The organism is Pseudoalteromonas sp. XMcav11-Q (genome assembly GCF_040104525.1).
Classification (GTDB): Bacteria; Pseudomonadota; Gammaproteobacteria; order Enterobacterales; family Alteromonadaceae; genus Pseudoalteromonas.
Genome location: NZ_JBECOX010000013.1, coordinates 89,170 through 107,681, shown reverse-complemented (window position 1 = coordinate 107,681; position 18,512 = coordinate 89,170). Strand labels below are relative to the sequence as shown.

The 18,512-nt window shown below is 44.9% G+C and carries 16 protein-coding genes and 1 riboswitch; of the genes, 7 read left to right on the top strand and 9 right to left on the bottom strand.

The annotated features are described in order from the left end of the window. Position 1: 1 nt before the first annotated feature. The 7 genes from ABMY45_RS18940 to ilvG form a co-directional block, all read right to left on the bottom strand. Complete coding sequence (locus ABMY45_RS18940; RefSeq protein WP_349289355.1) at positions 2-1,054, bottom strand: ABC transporter substrate-binding protein; 1,053 nt, start codon at positions 1,052-1,054, stop codon at positions 2-4. A gap of 122 nt (positions 1,055-1,176) precedes the next feature. Then, positions 1,177-1,611 carry a hypothetical protein gene (locus ABMY45_RS18935; RefSeq protein WP_349289341.1) on the bottom strand — a complete coding sequence of 145 codons (435 nt, stop codon included), beginning with the start codon at positions 1,609-1,611 and terminating at the stop codon, positions 1,177-1,179. Positions 1,612-1,668: 57 nt separating this feature from the next. After that, positions 1,669-3,210 carry a threonine ammonia-lyase, biosynthetic gene (gene ilvA, locus ABMY45_RS18930; protein WP_045962243.1) on the bottom strand — a complete coding sequence of 514 codons (1,542 nt, stop codon included), beginning with the start codon at positions 3,208-3,210 and terminating at the stop codon, positions 1,669-1,671. Between the two features lie 2 nt (positions 3,211-3,212). After that, the gene (gene ilvD / locus ABMY45_RS18925) at positions 3,213-5,069 is read right to left on the bottom strand and encodes a dihydroxy-acid dehydratase (protein ID WP_045962244.1); all 1,857 of its coding nucleotides are present in this window, start codon (positions 5,067-5,069) and stop codon (positions 3,213-3,215) included. A 92-nt stretch (positions 5,070-5,161) separates the two neighbouring features. Next, positions 5,162-6,085, bottom strand: a complete 924-nt coding sequence (locus ABMY45_RS18920; RefSeq protein WP_349289340.1) for a branched-chain amino acid transaminase — start codon at positions 6,083-6,085, stop codon at positions 5,162-5,164. Between the two features lie 20 nt (positions 6,086-6,105). Continuing rightward, positions 6,106-6,348: an acetolactate synthase 2 small subunit gene (ilvM, locus tag ABMY45_RS18915; RefSeq protein ID WP_010376329.1), complete on the bottom strand. Its 243-nt coding sequence runs from the start codon at positions 6,346-6,348 to the stop codon at positions 6,106-6,108. Beyond that, a complete protein-coding gene (gene ilvG / locus ABMY45_RS18910; protein ID WP_349289339.1) occupies positions 6,345-8,006 on the bottom strand; it encodes an acetolactate synthase 2 catalytic subunit in 1,662 nt (553 codons plus the stop codon). The genes ilvM and ilvG overlap by 4 nt, the downstream gene beginning before the upstream one ends. 528 nt (positions 8,007-8,534) lie before the next feature. On the opposite strand from ilvG, the gene ABMY45_RS18905 reads away from it, so the two are divergent. Both ABMY45_RS18905 and ABMY45_RS18900 read left to right on the top strand, forming a co-directional pair. Beyond that, entirely contained in the window at positions 8,535-9,410 is an 876-nt protein-coding gene (locus ABMY45_RS18905; RefSeq protein ID WP_349289338.1) for a TraB/GumN family protein, read from the top strand. A 159-nt stretch (positions 9,411-9,569) separates the two neighbouring features. Continuing rightward, the gene (locus ABMY45_RS18900) at positions 9,570-10,187 is read left to right on the top strand and encodes a hypothetical protein (RefSeq protein ID WP_010607762.1); all 618 of its coding nucleotides are present in this window, start codon (positions 9,570-9,572) and stop codon (positions 10,185-10,187) included. Here the strand turns inward: ABMY45_RS18900 and ABMY45_RS18895 are convergent. Further along, entirely contained in the window at positions 10,173-11,900 is a 1,728-nt protein-coding gene (locus ABMY45_RS18895; protein ID WP_206471670.1) for a response regulator, read from the bottom strand. The two genes, ABMY45_RS18900 and ABMY45_RS18895, sit on opposite strands and share 15 nt — an antisense overlap. A gap of 142 nt (positions 11,901-12,042) precedes the next feature. Beyond that, positions 12,043-12,221, top strand: a riboswitch (Lysine riboswitch). Positions 12,222-12,336: 115 nt separating this feature from the next. Here ABMY45_RS18895 and dapA point away from each other — a divergent pair. The 5 genes from dapA to ABMY45_RS18870 all read left to right on the top strand — a co-directional run bounded on the left by dapA (position 12,337) and on the right by ABMY45_RS18870 (position 17,528). After that, complete coding sequence (gene dapA, locus ABMY45_RS18890; protein WP_206471669.1) at positions 12,337-13,221, top strand: 4-hydroxy-tetrahydrodipicolinate synthase; 885 nt, start codon at positions 12,337-12,339, stop codon at positions 13,219-13,221. Between the two features lie 10 nt (positions 13,222-13,231). After that, positions 13,232-13,972, top strand: coding sequence for a 2,3,4,5-tetrahydropyridine-2,6-dicarboxylate N-succinyltransferase (locus ABMY45_RS18885; RefSeq protein ID WP_206471668.1), 741 nt, complete (start codon positions 13,232-13,234; stop codon positions 13,970-13,972). Beyond that, the gene (locus tag ABMY45_RS18880) at positions 13,972-15,177 is read left to right on the top strand and encodes a PLP-dependent decarboxylase (RefSeq protein ID WP_349289337.1); all 1,206 of its coding nucleotides are present in this window, start codon (positions 13,972-13,974) and stop codon (positions 15,175-15,177) included. The genes ABMY45_RS18885 and ABMY45_RS18880 overlap by 1 nt, the downstream gene beginning before the upstream one ends. Before the next feature lie 2 nt (positions 15,178-15,179). Beyond that, positions 15,180-16,292: a M14 family metallopeptidase gene (locus ABMY45_RS18875; protein WP_174170903.1), complete on the top strand. Its 1,113-nt coding sequence runs from the start codon at positions 15,180-15,182 to the stop codon at positions 16,290-16,292. A gap of 213 nt (positions 16,293-16,505) precedes the next feature. Next, the gene (locus tag ABMY45_RS18870) at positions 16,506-17,528 is read left to right on the top strand and encodes a phospholipase A (RefSeq protein WP_010607757.1); all 1,023 of its coding nucleotides are present in this window, start codon (positions 16,506-16,508) and stop codon (positions 17,526-17,528) included. 73 nt (positions 17,529-17,601) lie between these two features. On the opposite strand, the gene ABMY45_RS18865 is transcribed toward ABMY45_RS18870, so the two are convergent. Beyond that, positions 17,602-18,501, bottom strand: coding sequence for a bifunctional GNAT family N-acetyltransferase/hotdog fold thioesterase (locus ABMY45_RS18865; RefSeq protein ID WP_206471666.1), 900 nt, complete (start codon positions 18,499-18,501; stop codon positions 17,602-17,604). Between the last annotated feature and the right edge of the window lie 11 nt (positions 18,502-18,512).

Genomic DNA, 18,512 nt, shown 5'->3' with positions numbered 1-18,512 from the left:
TCTAGCGTAATTGTTGATGATATTTACGAGAAAAAATTAAGTGGATATACATTGGGATACAAACCAATGTCAAAATCGCTGCAATAATCAACACCCAAGATAGCTTAGGTTGTTCATTCTTCACTTCTGAATAAATAAAGCGCGATTTGTGTTCATGAAATTGACTCACATCTAAGTGATATAGCTGTGCTATCCATTGCCATTTTGCCGTCGACATTGTTCCAATTGGAATATTAGCCACCTTTATGAACTCCCTTAACTTCTCTGCCTCAAATGCGAGCTGTTCTAGGGGTTTTTGGGTAGCGTATTGCTGTTTAGTTATCGCTAAGGTTTCTTCCAGATGTAACATAGCGTACCGCCAACCTTTAAGGCTCGCACGACGAAAACGTTTAACAAGCTCAGGACGGTTTTCTAGTACGCTTTCAGTAGTAAAGAGCACGTCAGCATAAACGTTTAAACCAAACTGCTTAGGGCAAATTTCACGGGTTGATAGACCGCTTTGCTGCACGGTATAGGGCTCATTGGTGCTATAAACTTGCATCGCATCAAATTTACCCGCGATAAAGTCTTTCAGTGGCTCACTGCCTGAATACAAGCGCATATTTTGTGTATTGACGCCTGCACGTTGCAACATCATGAGCAACTCACCGTTTTCTGTGTGTCCTAAATGACTGAGGCGTTTCCCCTGAAAATCACGGGGAACATAAATATCACTGTCGGCTCTTACCATCCAACAATAAGGAGAAGACTGTAGTATCGCAGCAAGCGCCACAAAGGGTTTACCATTGAGTCTTTGTTTTAAGAGGCCTGAGTGAAACACACCAAACTGAGCTTGACCATATAACACACGAAAATCAACGTTAGGATTATTGGGATCGGCAGGAAGAATATGAACGTCTAACCCTTCCCTATGATAAAACCCTTTTTCCTTTGCCATATAGTAACCAGCAAACTGAAATTGATGCGTCCACTTTAACTGTAATGTGACTTTTTCAAGGGCTGCAATTTGAGTGCTCAAAAATAAAAGTAATAACGCAACATAGTACCTAAACATCATATCCTTGCGTTTTTCAACTGATAATAGCTAACTATAGTTTAAGGTGCTCAGGCTGCCATTAAGATTGGGTAAGTATTGAATATAACAGTGAGTTAAGTACTACTTTAACTGACTAGGATTCAAAGCAGCTGTACGTTGCAATTCTCTATATGTGTACCTAGCATGTTCTTAAGGTGATGATAGATCTGCTCTTGACTGCCTTTGCACATAATGTCATAGCCATTACCATTATTCTTCTCGATGATCCCAAGGTAATTATCATCAATAGTAACAGACTCAACTTGCGCTATTGGCATCATAATTTTACTTGCCCCGTAGATGAGCATTAACTTCTCGCCCTCTTTTAATAACATTTGCTCTGGGCGTCTGTTGGTACCGATATCACCTTGGAGTACGACCGATATCACTGTAATTGCAAACGCAATTGGCAAGAAAAGTGTGTGTTCGATCAGATTTGGCCAAAGCGCGCTCGCACCAAAATACAAACCCGCAAGTAATACAAGCCTTGTAACTAACGTTATGAAGATGTCCTTGTTTTTTCTTTTTCTAATCATGTAATCCACTGATAAAATTAGATACTTTCATGACCAGCGTACCTAATTTAGTACTTATTATCCAGCCTTTTGCTTTGCTAACTGCTCGCCATGCAAAAAGCGTGTAAAACACGGGTTATCTGTTTCTTCTTGAAACTGATACGCTAACTTTGCAAGATGTTCATCAAAGCGCTCATAATCACTGGGCTCAACTTCAAAAGCGGCTAACACATTACCCTGTGCCGCACCGTGATTGCGATAATGAAATAAAGTAATATTCCAATTACAGCCGAGCATGTCTAAAAAGCGCGCTAATGCGCCTGGATATTCAGGAAATTCAAACCGCAATAAACGTTCATTCATAACGCTTGGTGGTTTGCCGCCCACCATATATCTGACATGTAACTTTGCTAGTTCGTTATCTGATAAGTCATCAAACAGGTAGCCGTTTTGATGCAATGAAGCGGTTAACTCAGTTAGCTCTTGCTGGCCATTTCTAAGCCCAACACCAACAAAAATTTGCGCTTCGCCACAGCCGGCATAGCGATAGTTAAACTCAGTGATCGCTCGGCCACCAAGAGAGTGACAAAAACGCTTAAAGCTGCCTTTTTCCTCAGGGATAGTCACCCCGAGCAATGCTTCATGTTTAGCACCTAGCGCCGTTCTTTCGGCGATATATCTCAACCGATCGAAGTTTAAATTAGCGCCTGACAAGATAGCCGCAACACTCAGCCCCTTTTCACCAGTTTGCGTGAGCCACTTCTTCAAACCCGCGGTTGATAACGCGCCAGAAGGCTCTGCAGTTGCTCTCGTCTCCACAAAAATATCTTGAACCGCCGCACAGATTTCATCGGCATTAACCGTCACGACTTCATCACAAAACTTTTGTGCTAATCGAAAAGTTTCAGTGCCAATAAGCTTTACCGCCACGCCGTCCGCAAAGCCACCGACTCGCTCAAGCTCCACGGGTTCTCCCGCTTCAAGTGCAGCTTTAAGGCATGCACTGTCTTCAGCTTCTACCCCAATAATACGGATATCAGGGCGAAGTGACTTCAAATACACTGCCATTCCCGCAAGCAACCCCCCACCGCCTACGGGAATAAATACGACGTCTAGTTCATCAAGTTGCTGAATTAACTCTCGCGCCACCGTACCTTGGCCGATGATCACATCTTTATCATCAAATGGCGGGACAAAAACACCATTTTGCGCTGCACAAAGATCTAGCGCGTATTGTTTTGCTGCATCAAAGTGATGGCCGTGTAAGATCACTTCACCACCGAGCTTACGAACCGCGTTGACCTTGATCTCTGGCGTAGTCACAGGCATTACAATGGTAGCGTGCTGACCTAGATGCGTTGCACTGAGTGCAACCCCTTGAGCATGATTACCCGCAGAAGCGGTATACACCCGCGATCCTTTCGGTAACTGACGTAGCTTGTTATACGCACCACGCAATTTGAAAGAATAGACCGGCTGTTGGTCCTCTCTTTTCAGCCAAATTTGGTTACTAAGCTGGGCTGACATTTGCTCTAGTTGATTCACTTGCGTTACCTCAACGAGCGGTGCCACATTCGCCTGAATTATGGCTCTAAAGTAATCAAGCTCTTGGGAAACCATCGCTAGCCTAACTCCTCTAGTTTTTGTAAGTCACGTACCGCGCCTTTGTCTGCACTCGTTGCTAACAGTGCATAGGCTTTTAGCGCGGGACTCACATAACGTTCTCTGTTAACTGGTTTGTACGCTTCTTTACCACGAGCGAGTTGCTTTTCATGGCGCAGCGCCAACTCGGTGTCGTCCAATTTAACGTCAATGCTGCGGTTATAGATGTCGATGGCGACAACATCGCCGTTTTCAACCAGCGCCAAATTGCCACCACTGGCAGCCTCTGGAGACGCATGGCCAATAGAAAGTCCAGAAGTACCGCCGGAAAAACGACCATCGGTAAGTAAAGCGCAGTCTTTATCTAGCCCCATCGATTTAAGATAGCTAGTTGGGTACAGCATTTCTTGCATACCCGGACCACCTTTAGGCCCTTCGTAGCGAATGATCACTACATCACCTTTCTTAACTTGGCCACCCAATATCCCCTCGACGGCATCGTCCTGAGATTCAAATACTACAGCCGGCCCTGTAAAGCGCAGCATTTCATCGGCCACCCCGGCACTTTTCACGATACAACCATCAGGCGCTAAGTTACCTTTCAATACTGCAAGGCCGCCATCTTGCCTAAAGGCATGCTTGATGGAGCGAATACAGCCGCCTTCACGGTCTAAATCAAGCTCATCCCAGCGATACTCTTGGCTCATAGCTTGGGTAGTGCGGATCCCAGCAGGCCCCGCGCGATAGAAAGTTTGTGCCCGTTCGTTATCACTGTCTGCGGCATTCCAGCGCGCTATAACTTCACCTAGATTTCCGCCAGCAACGTGCCCCACCGACAAGTCCAATTTATTGCCTCTGGCCAGCTCGTTGAGAATGGCCATAATGCCGCCAGCACGGTGAACGTCTTCAATGTGATACTGTTGTGTTGCCGGAGCAACCTTACATAAAAATGGTGTGCTGCGAGATAAGCGGTCTATGTCGTTCATATCAAATTCGACAAAGCCTTCTTGCGCTGCCGCCAATAAATGCAGCACGGTATTAGATGAACCGCCCATCGCGATATCTAATGTCATGGCGTTCATAAACGCGGCTTGGTTAGCAATGTTGCGTGGCAGCACTTGCTCGTTATCTTTACCATAGTATTCGTCGCACAAAGCCATGATACGATTTGCTGCGCCCAAATACAGCTGTTGGCGGTCTTTGTGTGTCGCAAGTGTCGTACCATTTCCAGGCAACGCTAAGCCCAGCGCTTCTAGTAGACAGTTCATGGAGTTGGCAGTAAACATGCCTGAACACGAACCGCAAGTAGGACAAGCTGAGCGCTCAACTTGCTCAGAATCTTCATCACTCACAGTTGGATCTGCGCCTTTCACCATAGCGTCGACAAGATCCAATTTCAGATCGATATCCGCTAAGCGAGTTTTTCCCGCTTCCATAGGGCCGCCGGAAACAAAAATCACCGGAATATTCAACCGCAGTGCAGCAAGTAGCATGCCTGGGGTGATTTTATCGCAGTTAGAAATGCAGACCATGGCATCAGCACAATGAGCGTTCACCATGTACTCTACCGAATCTGCAATTAAGTCTCGAGACGGAAGCGAGTAAAGCATGCCGCCGTGACCCATGGCGATACCATCATCAATAGCAATGGTATTAAATTCGCGGGGTACGCCGCCTGCTTCTGTTATCGCATCAGCCATCAATGCACTAAGCTGATTGAGGTGAACATGACCCGGAACAAATTGGGTATATGAATTCACGACCGCAACGATCGGTTTATGGAAATCACTGTCCGTCATTCCCGTTGCTCGCCACAATGCACGAGCACCCGCGCGTTGTCTGCCCTCAGTAGTTGTCTTGCTCCGTAATTTAGCCATGCTTCACCTTTTTCTCGGCTTTGCCGAGTTCCTCATTCCCACAATTTACAATGCGCTTTTGTTCGGGACGCTTGGCCCCGATACCAATAAAATTATTCGTTTACGTACTCTAACCAGCCATTTTCGTCATCAGCTTGACCTTTAACCAAAGCGAAATAGGCCTGCTGTAACTCTTCCGTAATTGGACCTCTACCACCATTACCCACGGTAATTTTGTCTACGCTGCGAACAGGTACTACTTCCGCTGCGGTACCAACCATAAAGAACTCATCAGCAAGATAAAGCGCTTCACGAGCAATCGGCTCTTCACGTACTTCATAACCGCGTTTTCTCGCCAAATGGATGATAGTGTCGCGCGTGAGCCCGGGTAGAATACAAGCTGTGGTTGGCGGGGTATAAAGCACGCCTTTTTTCACAACAAATAAGTTCTCACCAGCACCTTCGCTCAGGTAACCATTAACATCAAGCGCGATCCCTTCAACATAACCATTACGCTTCGCCTCACCTGAAATAAGCTGTGAAGATAAATAGTTACCACCCGCTTTAGCCGCAGTAGGCATGGTATTTGGTGCGAGGCGACTCCAAGAAGAAACACACACATCAACACCTTGCGCTAAGCCTTCTTCACCAAGGTATGCACCCCATTCCATCGCAGCGACTGTCATGTCTGCACGGTGCGATTTCGGATTTAAACCAAGACCCACATGACCTAAAAATGCAAATGGACGAAGGTAAGCATTGGTAAAGTCATTTGCGCGGATAGTCTCTTTACACGCTGCGATTACTTCCTCTTTGGTAAAAGGAATTTCCATACGGTAGATCTTCGCGGAATCAAAGAGGCGTTGAATATGATCGGTTAAGCGAAAAACAGCTGGACCATTTGGCGTATCGTAAGCACGGATCCCTTCAAAAACTGAGCTGCCATAATGTAAAGCATGACTAAGCACATGGGTGGTTGCTTGAAAATAAGGAACCATTTCACCGTTATGCCAAATTACTTCTGATGTTTGTGTCATTATTAACTACCTTAATTCTTCTAAATTGCCTGTTTCTGTAGTGTATGCAAGTCAACCGCTTGCACTTCTACTAGCTTACTCAGTTGTGAGGTTAATAAATAGATAGGTTTGTCACTATCTACGGTCATTTTGACGTGGAATAAGTCATCTTGACCTTGTAATTCCAAATTCGTTAAGCGAAATCCGCGATGTCTGGCTACGCGTAAAAAGCGCTCCACTGCGATGCTCTGTTGTTTTACTGCAACGGTTAAATGGTGTTTCATGAAAGGCTCTCCGTCATCATTTCATCATTGGCAGCACCAGGTGGAACAAGCGGCCATACGTTTTCTTTATCGTCGATACAAGCATGTAAAATATATGGCCCTTGCGCATTTACTATGGCGTCAACGGCATCATCTACTTGGTTTGCATGAGTAATTGTCTGCCCAGGAATACCGAATACGGCAGCCAATGAGACAAAGTCTGGATTGTCTGACAGGTCGGTTTCACTGTAACGACCGTCAAAAAAGAGTTGCTGCCACTGTCTCACCATACCCAGCCTTTGGTTGTCTAATATCAATATTTTAACTGGCAGGTTATTACGGCGGATAGTTGCCAACTCTTGAATATTCATCATGATGGAGCCGTCGCCAGATACCGTGATCACTGTGTTATCTGGACGTGCTATCTGTGCACCAATTGCAGCTGGTAAGCCAAATCCCATCGTGCCTGCACCGCCACTACTTAAATGATTGCTTGGATGACTGAATTTCATGTGCTGTGCCACCCACATTTGATGTTGGCCTACATCGCAGCACACTACCGCTGTATTGGGTAGCTTTTGGCTCAGTTGATTTAACAAATACGGTGCAAATACTTTTTCGCCAGGATAGTCATAACGCCACGCATGTTGACGTTGCAGTGCTTCGATGGTCTCTAGCCATTCGGCATTCGTAACCACACATTCAAGTTGCGGCAATGACTGTTTTAAATCTGCAATAAGCGAAGCGGCTGCGGGTTTACGTTTGCCCACTTCTGCAGGGTCGATATCTAAATGGATCACCCTTGCCCCTGCAGCAAACTTTGCCAAATTCCCCGTTACACGGTCATCAAATCGCGCCCCGATACATACCAACAAGTCGCATTGCTGAACCGCCAGGTTCGCCGCTTGAGTACCGTGCATACCTAGCATTCCTAAGTCATAATCATAATCCGGCGTTACGCTACCCAAAGCTTTTAGCGTCGATACGGCCGGCATATGGGTCTTTTCTAAAAATTGCATCAGCTGTGACTGCGCATCGGCGCTTTGCACACCGCCGCCAATGTAGGCAACAGGTCGTTTAGCATCACATAATAATTGATTGGCTTTTGCTACTTCAGTTTGCGAAACCCTCGGCTGTTCGTCTTGTGGCGCAGCAAAAGGATGAAAAGGTACTTTAGCTAGCTGGATATCTTTGGGAATATCGACCAACACCGGACCAGGTCGCCCAGACTGCGCTAAGTACATGGCTTCTTGTAATATTTCAGCCAAGTCTTCCGCTCGCTCAACCATGTAGCTGTGCTTAGTACATGACAAAGACATGCCCAGCACATCCACCTCTTGAAAGGCATCCGAACCGATAGCAGCGGTCGGCACTTGCCCAGTGATAGCCAATAGCGGAACTGAATCCATCATGGCATCAGCAAGTGCGGTGATAAGATTTGTCGCGCCGGGTCCAGAAGTGGCAAAACAAACCCCAAGCTTGCCAGTGCTACGAGCATACCCAACAGCAGCAAAACCAGCACCTTGCTCATGGCGAGTCAAGTAGTGCTTAACTGGCGCGCCATACAAAGCGTCATAAATGGGCATGATGGCACCACCAGGATAACCAAATACGTGTTTAACGCCTTGCTCTTCTAGCACCTTGATAACAAGTTGTGCGCCGGTTGTTGAATTGCTCATGATCTGCTCTCAGTTGCCTTTTTTATGCCCTAAAACGAAAACGCCCCCCGAACCTTTTGGTGCGGGGGGCGTTTATGCTGATACTTTTCTTACAGCACTAACTAGCCCCCGCGGTAATAATAATCACCACGTTGATAATCACGACTAGTAGAGTTGCTGTTAGTAACATTGCTTGAATTCCGTAAATTTAAACTTGGCAATCATTCAGTGTAAGCACTGTGCTGCCTCTTTTTCTATTAATACCGCGCCTTGCACACTGAAGTCAACACAAAAAACTATGCTATTTAAAATTAAAAACCTGATTTTAACGCATAAAAAAACCAAAAAACCACAAACTAAAGAATTAAAACAACCACACATTTTAAAATGCGAATTTTCTATTGGTTCAGTTTCGATATAACGAAAAATTTACTTTCCCGATTTGCCCATATGAAATTTTTTCTACCGCCCAAGCGTACTTCATTTTTTAGTGACATTCACATTTCGATATCGCAGACTGACCCTTTAAAACCAACAGGGATCATTACTATGGTTAAAGTATTTTCACCATTGTTATTTATTTATCTTTGCTTAAGCCTTTTCAGTAATCTCGCCAACGCAGAAGTTGGCCTGTGGAAAGTAGAAAAGGACAACAAAACGTCGTACTTATTTGGTACCGTCCACGTCGGTGACGAACAAATGCATGGTTTACCAGCCAAGGTAAAAAGCGCCATTGCGAGTAGTGATAGAGTCATGGTTGAAGTGAACTTAGAGGCGCTTTCTCCATTTGCGATCCAACAGCGCTCCATGCCATTTATGCTGTTAAAAAACAACCAAACACTAAAAGATCAGCTCTCTGCAGAAGTCTATCAGAAGCTACAAGACTACTTTTCCAAAAAGCAGATAGATATCGCCTTATTTGAACGCTATGCGCCATGGGCCGTGATGATAACTATGCTACAACTGGAATATCAAAAGCTTGGATTTACCGATACCAATGGCATCGATAAACAAGTAATTGCCTACGCAAACGAAAAGAAGATCCCAATTGGTGAATTTGAAACCTTAGAATATCAGCTTGAAATGTTCAGTCAGCTGAGTATTCATAGTGACGCTATGCTCAAGGAAACATTTGCACAGATGTCTGATTTGAACACCTACTTCTTGGATTTAGTTTCCGCATGGCGAAGCGGCGATTTAGAGAAGTTATCACATTACTATCAGGTAAGTTTTTCGGATGATAAATATGGCAAATTAGCCGAGCAATTGATGATCATTGAACGCAATAATAACTGGGTGAAAATGCTTAAAAAGCAGCTCCCCAATGAATCAACGTTTATTGCCGTTGGTGCATTACATCTTGTTGAAAAATATGGCCTTATTGAGCAGCTTAAAAACAATGGTTATTCAGTCACCCGACTATAACACTCAGCGCTATCTTGCCAAGAGGTAAGCAGTTTACTTTGTAGGCGTGTTAAACAGATACTTCCATTAACACGCCCTAAAAAAATAAAAATCTTTTTAAACCTTTTCATTTTTATGTGCGACTTACCTTTCAAACACTCTCGTTGAAGGTAAAAAATAATGAAAAAGGTAGCGTTAGTTTTAGCATTAAGTGCAGCGGCAATGACTGCACAAGCAGAAGATTCAAAAACCATTACAGCATCATTCCCAAGCAATAGCCTAGCCGAGTTAGAAGTGGATATTGCCGTAGGTAAAATCGACCTACAAACTTACAACGGCGACACCATAGAGGTCGAAATTTTGGTTGAACCGAAAGAGTCAGACAGTTGGTTTGGTAAGCCAGATGTGAGTGAGGCCACCCTAAACAGCAACACATCAGGGGATAAATTATCACTTGAGATCAATTCGGATGATTATGAACTATCTTGGCAAGTTAAGGTGCCTGTAAATTTGGCTTTAGATGTTGAGGTTGGTGTTGGCAAAATTGATATTCAAGATCTTAATAACTCTGCTGATTTAGAGGTAGGCGTAGGAAAAATTAAAATTGAGACTACCACCACCGATTTCAAAAAAGTGTCTTTAGATTCAGGTGTTGGTAAAACGGCAATGTCAGGTTTTGGCAACGTAGAAACTTCCGAAAAGAGTATGGTTGGCTCGACAACAGACTATCGTGGTCAAGGCCAGTATTCCATCGATGCAGAAGTCGGAGTTGGAAATATTCGTTTAAGACGAGACTAAGTCTCCACACTTATTCAGTAATAGCGCCACTTTGCTATGCAGCACATCCGGTTGCAACGGCTTATACAAATGAGCCGTTGCGCCAAGTGCGTAGACCTTATCCAGATCCTCCGCATTGGTATTTGCGGTCACGACCAAAATAGGCACAGCTGGATCTAGCTTTCTCAAACGCTCAGTGGCTTCAAAGCCATCCATCACAGGCATATTCAAATCCATTAGCACGATATCAAACTTACCCACCTCATATACTTCAAGGGCACCTTCACCATGTTCGACATGCGTTACCAATTTTGCTATGGGCTGAAGCATTTTTTCAATCACGCGTGCATTTAGTAAATTATCTTCCACCAGTAAAATGCGAGCCGACACCTGCTCCATTGTATGAGCCGGTACCTGTTGATTGTCAATTTCAATAGGGACTCTCAGGATTGCTCTTGTACCGATTGGCTCCCTTGCACTAAAATCTAATCGTCCTCCAAGCGCTGAGGTGAGTAATTGGCAACGCTTCAGCCCTAACTGCGTGCCTTGAAAATGCTCGCTATGCACAGCTTCTCGTAACTGCTGATAGTCGAACCCAGGCCCAGTATCTTCAACGACAAATTCTAAATATGGTGTATCTTCATCTATAACCAAATCCGCAAATACTTGAATGCTGCCACGCTCAGTAAATTTAATTGCATTATTAACCAATTCACTGATCAACCAACCAACACGCTTACAATCACAATAACAAGCCACATCTAACTCACTACTCAATGCCAAATTAAAAGCGAGAGATTTCTTGTGTGCGGTTAGTTGAAAGGCGATACAAGCTGACTTTATTACTTCTCGCAATGCGACTTGATGACGCTCAATAACCACTTCTTGCTCGGAAAGGTTATTAAAGTCTTGAACCGAATAGAGTAATACATCCAATTGATTTGCTGCGCTTTTCACATGCTGTAATTGCTGCGTGTCTTTGCTCCTCAGATATTCATCTAAATACCCCTGAATGGCCTGCAATGGTGTTCTTAGCTCGTGACTAACGCGTGCTAAAAATCGTGATTTTGAGTGTAATGCATCGTCAGCAAGCTTTCTTGCCGCCTCTAATTTATCGAGTGCTTCAGCAATTTCTCGCGCCATTGGGCGAAATACAAGTTTCGCTTCTATAAACAGTAGCAACAGTCCAAGTAGCCAGATTAACAATTCTATTTTCCTCACCATCTCTGTTTTACTTCGCGCATGCTGCTCGAATAGTGAAACGGCATCATTCAGGTTTGGGAGTATATGCTGAGACGCAGTAAAGATTTGCTCCATTAATTGAGGAGTGGATTGCTGTAACCGAGACCTTGATAAAGTGACAAAAGTAGTACTTTGCAAATCCAACTGCACCGGCCCTTGGTAGTAAAGCGCTGCAAGCGCCTCATTCAGATAAATAGCCTCTCCACTACTTTCTGTTTTAGTTAAAAACTCATGATTACTTTCAAACTTATCAATGGCTTGACGTAGCGCTTCACTATCTCGTTGATTGTCTTGCGCACTATATAGCGCGATACGTTGGGACAACATCCGCTGCATACCCGCAATATTAATTACGTGTGCATCTAAGCTCTGCTGATACAGTAGATATTGCATAACCCCCATCGCCATCGACAACAATATAGCCATAGCAAGTAATGCCCCGATATAACGATTTTTAACTTTACTTATTAGCGACATATTTTTGTTTTTCATCTCATAGCATTGTCTCAGCTGCAATGTTAAGTGTAGTTAACAATCGCATTATTTACAGTCCGATGCTTGACACCTAGACGGCCAAAATGTTTCAATGCGCGTTCACCCTATTTAGATAGTTTGATGCCACGGCGTCAAATTGAGGGCTGGAAGAGGTGCGTTATTCAGGTAACTAAGTGAAGGAGAGCAAACTCCGTTGCAGCTTAGTGAGGGGAATATACGCCGAGAAATTGAGTTATTGTTTGCTAATACTCATTTCGGGCGACTGGGCTGAATCCCAGCGACTGTCACCAACATACTTGGTGGAGAGCTTCTGGTCTTAGAAAAATAAGGCCATTGGCTGCCTTATCCTTTTTAAGTCCATTGCTCTTCGAATTTTAACAGTTCGAAGTTTGGACACCCTCCTAACTCCGAACATGATTTAAGTTCGGTAGAGATGAAATCACAATTCAACTTATCTGACTATCCGTTGTGGACGGCCTTAGTAACGCCTTTTGATGCTGAAAATCAGGTTGATTTTAACGCATTAACGACGCTGGTACGCGATCAAGAACAAGCTCGTAACGGTATTCTTTTACTAGGCAGTACCGGCGAAGGCCTTGCGCTTACCCAACAAGAACAGCAACAAATCGTTGAGTTTGTTTGCCAGCTCGCCCCAAGCGTACCGCTCATGGTTGCCGTTGGCGGCAGTAATCTTGAGCAGCAAACACAATGGGTGCGCTTTTGTAATTCGCAGCCCATTCATGCGCTCTTACTTGGCTCACCAATCTACGCAAAGCCCGGCAAAGTTGGTCTGGCGCATTGGTTTAGTACGCTACTCGATGAGAGCCATAACCCTTGCATGCTCTACAATGTACCCGGTCGCAGTGCCGTTGCTATCGCCCCTGACCTACTCGGCGAACTAGCTTGCCACCCTAATCTGTGGGCACTAAAAGAAGCCAGTGGTGATATTGCCACCTTTGAAGCATTTCGTCAGGCAGCGCCTGATGTCGCCATCTATAGCGGCGACGATGGCCTTATGCCCTACTTTGCACAAGCAGGTGCAACGGGTCTGGTGTCTGTTGCAGCAAACGCATGGCCACAGCAAACCGCAGAATTTGTAAGGCGCTCGTTAAGCGGCACCTCTCCTAATTTATTTACCACTTGGTCAGAAGCTGCAAATAGCTTATTTGCAGTGGCAAATCCCATACCAGTCAAAGTGTTAATGCACTTGCAAGGGAAGCTCACAAGTCCAAACTTGCGCCCGCCACTGACACATTTGGAACTCACCCATACCGATGCGATCACTCGCGCGAACGAAACTATTTTATCTTGGAATTAAGGCAGTAAACATGAGCTGGTTAACCCTACTAAACGATTTAGAAAATGGCACAGTACGTGCGGCAACACAGGATGAGCAAGGCCATTGGCATGCTAACGTAGAAGTAAAACACGGGATCCTTGAGGCATTTAGAAATGGCGTAAATACAGAATTCCCAGGTGGATTTGTTGATAAAGACAACTTAGCACCACGCGGATTTGCTGCCCAAGATGGCGTTCGTATGGTTCCTGGCGGAAGCAGTGTAAGACGTGGCGCTTACGTCGCAGCGGGCACAATCATTATGCCACCGGCTTATGTCAACATTGGTGCCTATATTGATTCAGGTACTATGGTAGATAGTCATGCGTTGGTTGGTTCTTGCGCGCAAATTGGTAAAAATGTCCACCTTAGCGCAGCGGTGCAAGTGGGTGGTGTATTAGAACCAGTTGGAGCAAGCCCTGTTGTTGTTGAGGACGATGCCTTTATTGGTGCAGGCTGTGTATTGGTTGAAGGGGTTGTTGTTAAACGCGGTGCCGTATTAGCACCGGGTGTGCGCCTTTCAGCAAGTATTCCTGTCTATGACTGCGTGAACGAGCGCTTGCTTGACAAAGGTGAAGCCATCCCTGAAAACGCGATAGTGATCCCAGGCTCTCGTCCAGCCTCAAGTGAGTGGGCGCGCGAGCAAGGACTAAGTATGTCATGCGCACTTATCGTAAAATACCGTGATGAACAAAGTGATGCATCACTGGCGCTGGAAGAGGTTCTACGCTAATGACTTGGTTGAGCACGTCACAGCGAACCGCAGCTGAGGCATTGATCCAGCAACAAGATACGCCATTCTTTTGCTACGATTTAGATAAGCTAAGTGCACATGTTAAGCCCTTAGTTGATCAGCAAATCGTTAAGCTTTGGTATGCCGTAAAAGCGAATCCGTTATCACATATCATTAAAACCCTAGATAACGCTGGGTTTAACTTTGATGTGGCATCTAGCGGCGAGCTTGATCAGGTGTTATCTCAAGGGATCGCACCTGAACGCGTGCTCAACACAGGTCCTGCCAAATCGCTAAAGCAGATCCGTCATTTTGCCACACAAGGCGTACGTATTTTCGTGGCTGAAAGTCACAATCAAGTACGCTGGTTAAATCAAGTGGCCGAAGAGTTTGAGCTTCAATTTGAAGTTTTACTGCGGGTGCAGTTACGCTTTGATAAAGCAGAGCACAATCCACTTGGTGGCAATACGCTGACTCCTTTTGGTCTTGGCGCAGAGCAGTGGCAAGCCCTAACTTTAAGTGACTACACCTACCTAGACTTTGTCGGACTGCATATTTTCCAGTGGGGCAATATGCTCTGCAGCGATACACTCTCTGAACTTTGGCAGGCTATGGTTGCACCTTTAGTTCAGCTCGCTGCTGATTTAGGGATTACTCTAAAGGTACTCGACTTAGGTGGCGGCCTTGGCATTCCCTATGATAGGCAAAGCCCTTCTCTCGATTGGCAGAAATTATTAGACACGCTCGCATTGATAAAATCCGCCACGCAAGTGCAAGAATTATGGATGGAGTTAGGCCGCTATGCGGTTGGCGAATGTGGTTTTTATCTCAACCCTGTGGTGGAACAAAAGCAAAACTACGGTGCACAACAACTGATTGTCGCAGGCGGTGTCAATCACCTGCTGCGTCCAGCGGTTACCGGGCAAGCTTTCCCCGCTGAATTGTTACGCCAGTCTCAAGCTGAGACCATAGACTTTCATATTCATGGTCCACTTTGCACAGCATTGGATAAATTAGGCACCCTAGCCTTACCAAGCGACAGTGCCAATGGCGATTGGCTTGTTTTCAGTCAGTGTGGCGCTTACGGCTACACCGAAAGTATGCCGTTCTTTTTATGTCATGAGCTCCCAGCTGAGTACATCATCTCAGCTGGAGAAATCAGCTGTGTCCGTGAAGCAGAGCCCGCTTCAAGTTATTTGAGGTAAACATGAATACCATTACACAACAACATATTCAGGTTGGTGAAATTGCCAACGGCTTGCCTTTGACTATTCCAGTCTATCGCATCAAAGGCAATGGCAGTGGGCCAAAGGTGTATATCCAAGCAAATATGCATGGCGCTGAAGTGCAAGGTAATGCAGTGATTTATCAACTGCTGGAACAGTTGAAGCAATTGTCATTAAAAGCGGACATCACCTTAGTGCCTTACGCAAACCCGATTGGTTGTAATCAGAAATCTGGTGAGTTTACCTTAGGACGTTTTGATCCAATTACAGGCACGAATTGGAATCGAATGTACATCAACCATTCCGGGTTGGTTGCCGAGTTTGTGGAGCAAAACCCGACGCTATCAATAACAGAAATCGCTCAGCAATTTCGCCAACGATTAGTTGAGCGCACCCAAACACTACTTGATGGGCCCTTAGATAGGTTGACGACAGGTAAGCGCATCGCCTTGAATTTACAGCGTCTAGCTCATGAGGCTGACATTGTTTTAGACCTACACACGGGACCAATTTCAGCAAAACACCTGTATTGTCCTGAGTATGCAAAAAACAGCGCTCGATATTTTGATATTCCACATGTGTTACTTATTCCAAGTGACTTTGATGGAGCAATGGATGAAGCCAGTTTTTGTCCATGGTGGAACTTGCAGCAAGCCTATCAGGCTATAGGCCGAGAGATCCCAGTATTAACCGAAGCGTTTACGGTTGAGCTTGGCTCTCAAGAAAAAATTGATTTAGCGGAAGCATTGAATGACGCTAATAGCATTTTGAGCTACCTGAACTATAAACAGGCCTTTCAAGATGCACACTTTATGCCGCAAGACATCACCCGTTACGTCTGTCGACTAGAAAATTATCGCGCCTTTTATGCCCCAATGGGTGGTATGGTGGAATATACGGCAAAGCTTGGAGAGCATATCAAGGCGGGTCAAACCATCGCCAAAATTCTCAGAATGGAGCGCTATTTATCAGAAACGCCCTTAAATGAGATCAAGTTAGACGAAGATGCCATCGCCATTTTGCACTTTGCCTCTGCTAGTGTGAATCAAGGTACTGAGCTTTATAAGTTTTTTACTCAGGTTGAAACGCTTTAACTTGAGTACTTTTATTGCGTGAGAGTAAGTCAAAGCAAATAAGCTCTGCTTGTTTAGCTTAACGCTTACTAAGGTATGGCGGCGATAGCCGCCACCTTTTTCTTATTCGTACGTATTTTTCTTTCTGACATTTTTGACCTTCGAGATTCATTTCCCTTTCATTATCATTGGTTAATAATGTAATCAATTGTACTTACTCTCGGCGCACACAGGATGAAACTTACACACTTATCAATACCGGCTTTGGCCTTGCTTACCTTGCCACTTTACGCTCAAGAAGCCCAACAGGAAGATGAAATCGATTTAGTCAAACAGTGCGTGCTAAACGCGGTATTAACTGGAGAAAAAGATAAAACCATAGAGCAGGTCCGTACCGAATGTGCCGAGGCTGATGCAGATAAAACCTTAAGCCAATTAGATAAACGCATGGCGCGCGAACGTGTAACGGAAAAGAACCGTAATGTATTAACACCACATAAGCGTAACTATATTTTGCCAGTTTCTTATATGACCAACGTCAACAGCAGACCATTCGACGGTCTAAAAGCCATTGACGATGAAGACGGCGAGCCAATCGACAACTTTGAAGCCAAATACCAAATCTCATTAAAAGCGCCTATTTATAAAAACTTTTCGGATAAAGATCAGGCAATCTATTTTGCTTTTACGCTGCAATCGTATTGGCAGCTGTATAACAAAGATGTGTCTTCGCCATTTCGTGAAACCAACTATGAACCAGAAATCTTTTGGATTAACTTTTTAGATGATGAAAACGTGCTGTGGGGCGATGAGATGGCCTTTGTACTTGGGATTTCCCATCAATCTAACGGTCGCAGTCAACCAAACTCCCGCTCTTGGAATCGTATCTATGCGAATTTTATCTGGGAAAACCGAGGCTTTGTATTCAGCTTTAAACCTTGGTATCGCTTACCCGAAGACGACAAAGAAGATGCCTTGGATCCACGCGGAGACGACAATCCAAATATCGATGAGTACTTAGGTCACTTCGAGTTTAGTGGGGTATATCGCCACGAAGAGCATGAGTTTGGCTTTATGTGGCGCAATAACTTAAACAGTGATAATCGCGGTGCAATTCAATTAGACTGGTCATTCCCGATTTGGGGAAGGCTGCGCGGCTACGCACAATACTTTAATGGCTACGGCGAAAGCTTAATAGACTATAACACACATACCCAAAGGCTCGGTATTGGCGTGCTGCTCACAGATATTCTTTAAGCACATTCGAATACAAAAAAAGCTCTGAACACTCAGAGCTTTTTCGTTTGGAAAGCTGAGAATAATTCTCTACTTATTGCGGTTTAATTACCACAAACTGCCCCTCAAATTTAGCAACTAGCATGTCACCATCATAGACATTCACTGGCACCACATATTTTGCTTTGCCAGCCGTCTCTAGCGCTTGCAATTCACCTTCACAGTCCGCAATGGTAACCGTTGCCGCTGGTGCCGTGGTTAAAGGTTTTAGATATTTAATATTGGCGTCAGCCAACACAATATCTCCCTCTAACCCAAGCTCTTTAAGTGCTAAATAAGTCGCCCCCCAGCCCGTTAGCGTCGCCATGCTATATATAGAACCTGCAAACATCGAGTTGTGTAAATTGAGGTTCGCTTTTAAATCAGCCTTAGTGGAAAACTGCCAGTCTGTATAACTTTCTACTTTAATCCCCATCGCATCACTGATTGGAATAGACTCGCGCCAAGTATTTTGTAATACATGGGTCCAATCTGGCTGCCTAAACCAGCCTGGCTCCGTAGGACGTTGTTTTACCATCTTCCAGTGCTGCACATCGCCATAGGCTAAATGTGCTTTTTCAACCACTTCATAACCATGGCGTTCGTAAAATGATAACGCGCGCTCGCGAGCATACAAAACCAGCTCTTCTGCTTTTTGCGTCCAAGCAATAACCTCAAGCTCGTGTAGCAAACGGCTACCTAAGTGATGACCTCGATGCCCTTCTGCAACGGCCATATAGCGTACTTGTGCTTGCTTATGATTGTTAAAATGGAGCCTAGCTACGCCTAGCACTTCACCATCATTATTTTTTATGTAGCGATGTTCAGCTTCTTGCTCTAAATCATCCTGTTCGCTGCCACGAGGTTGATCCCATGGCGCTCTTAACACCTGCCAGCGTAACTGGTAATAGGCTTGCCAATCTTCGCTGCTTTGTGGTGAAGTTACCTCAAACATCACTGACTCCT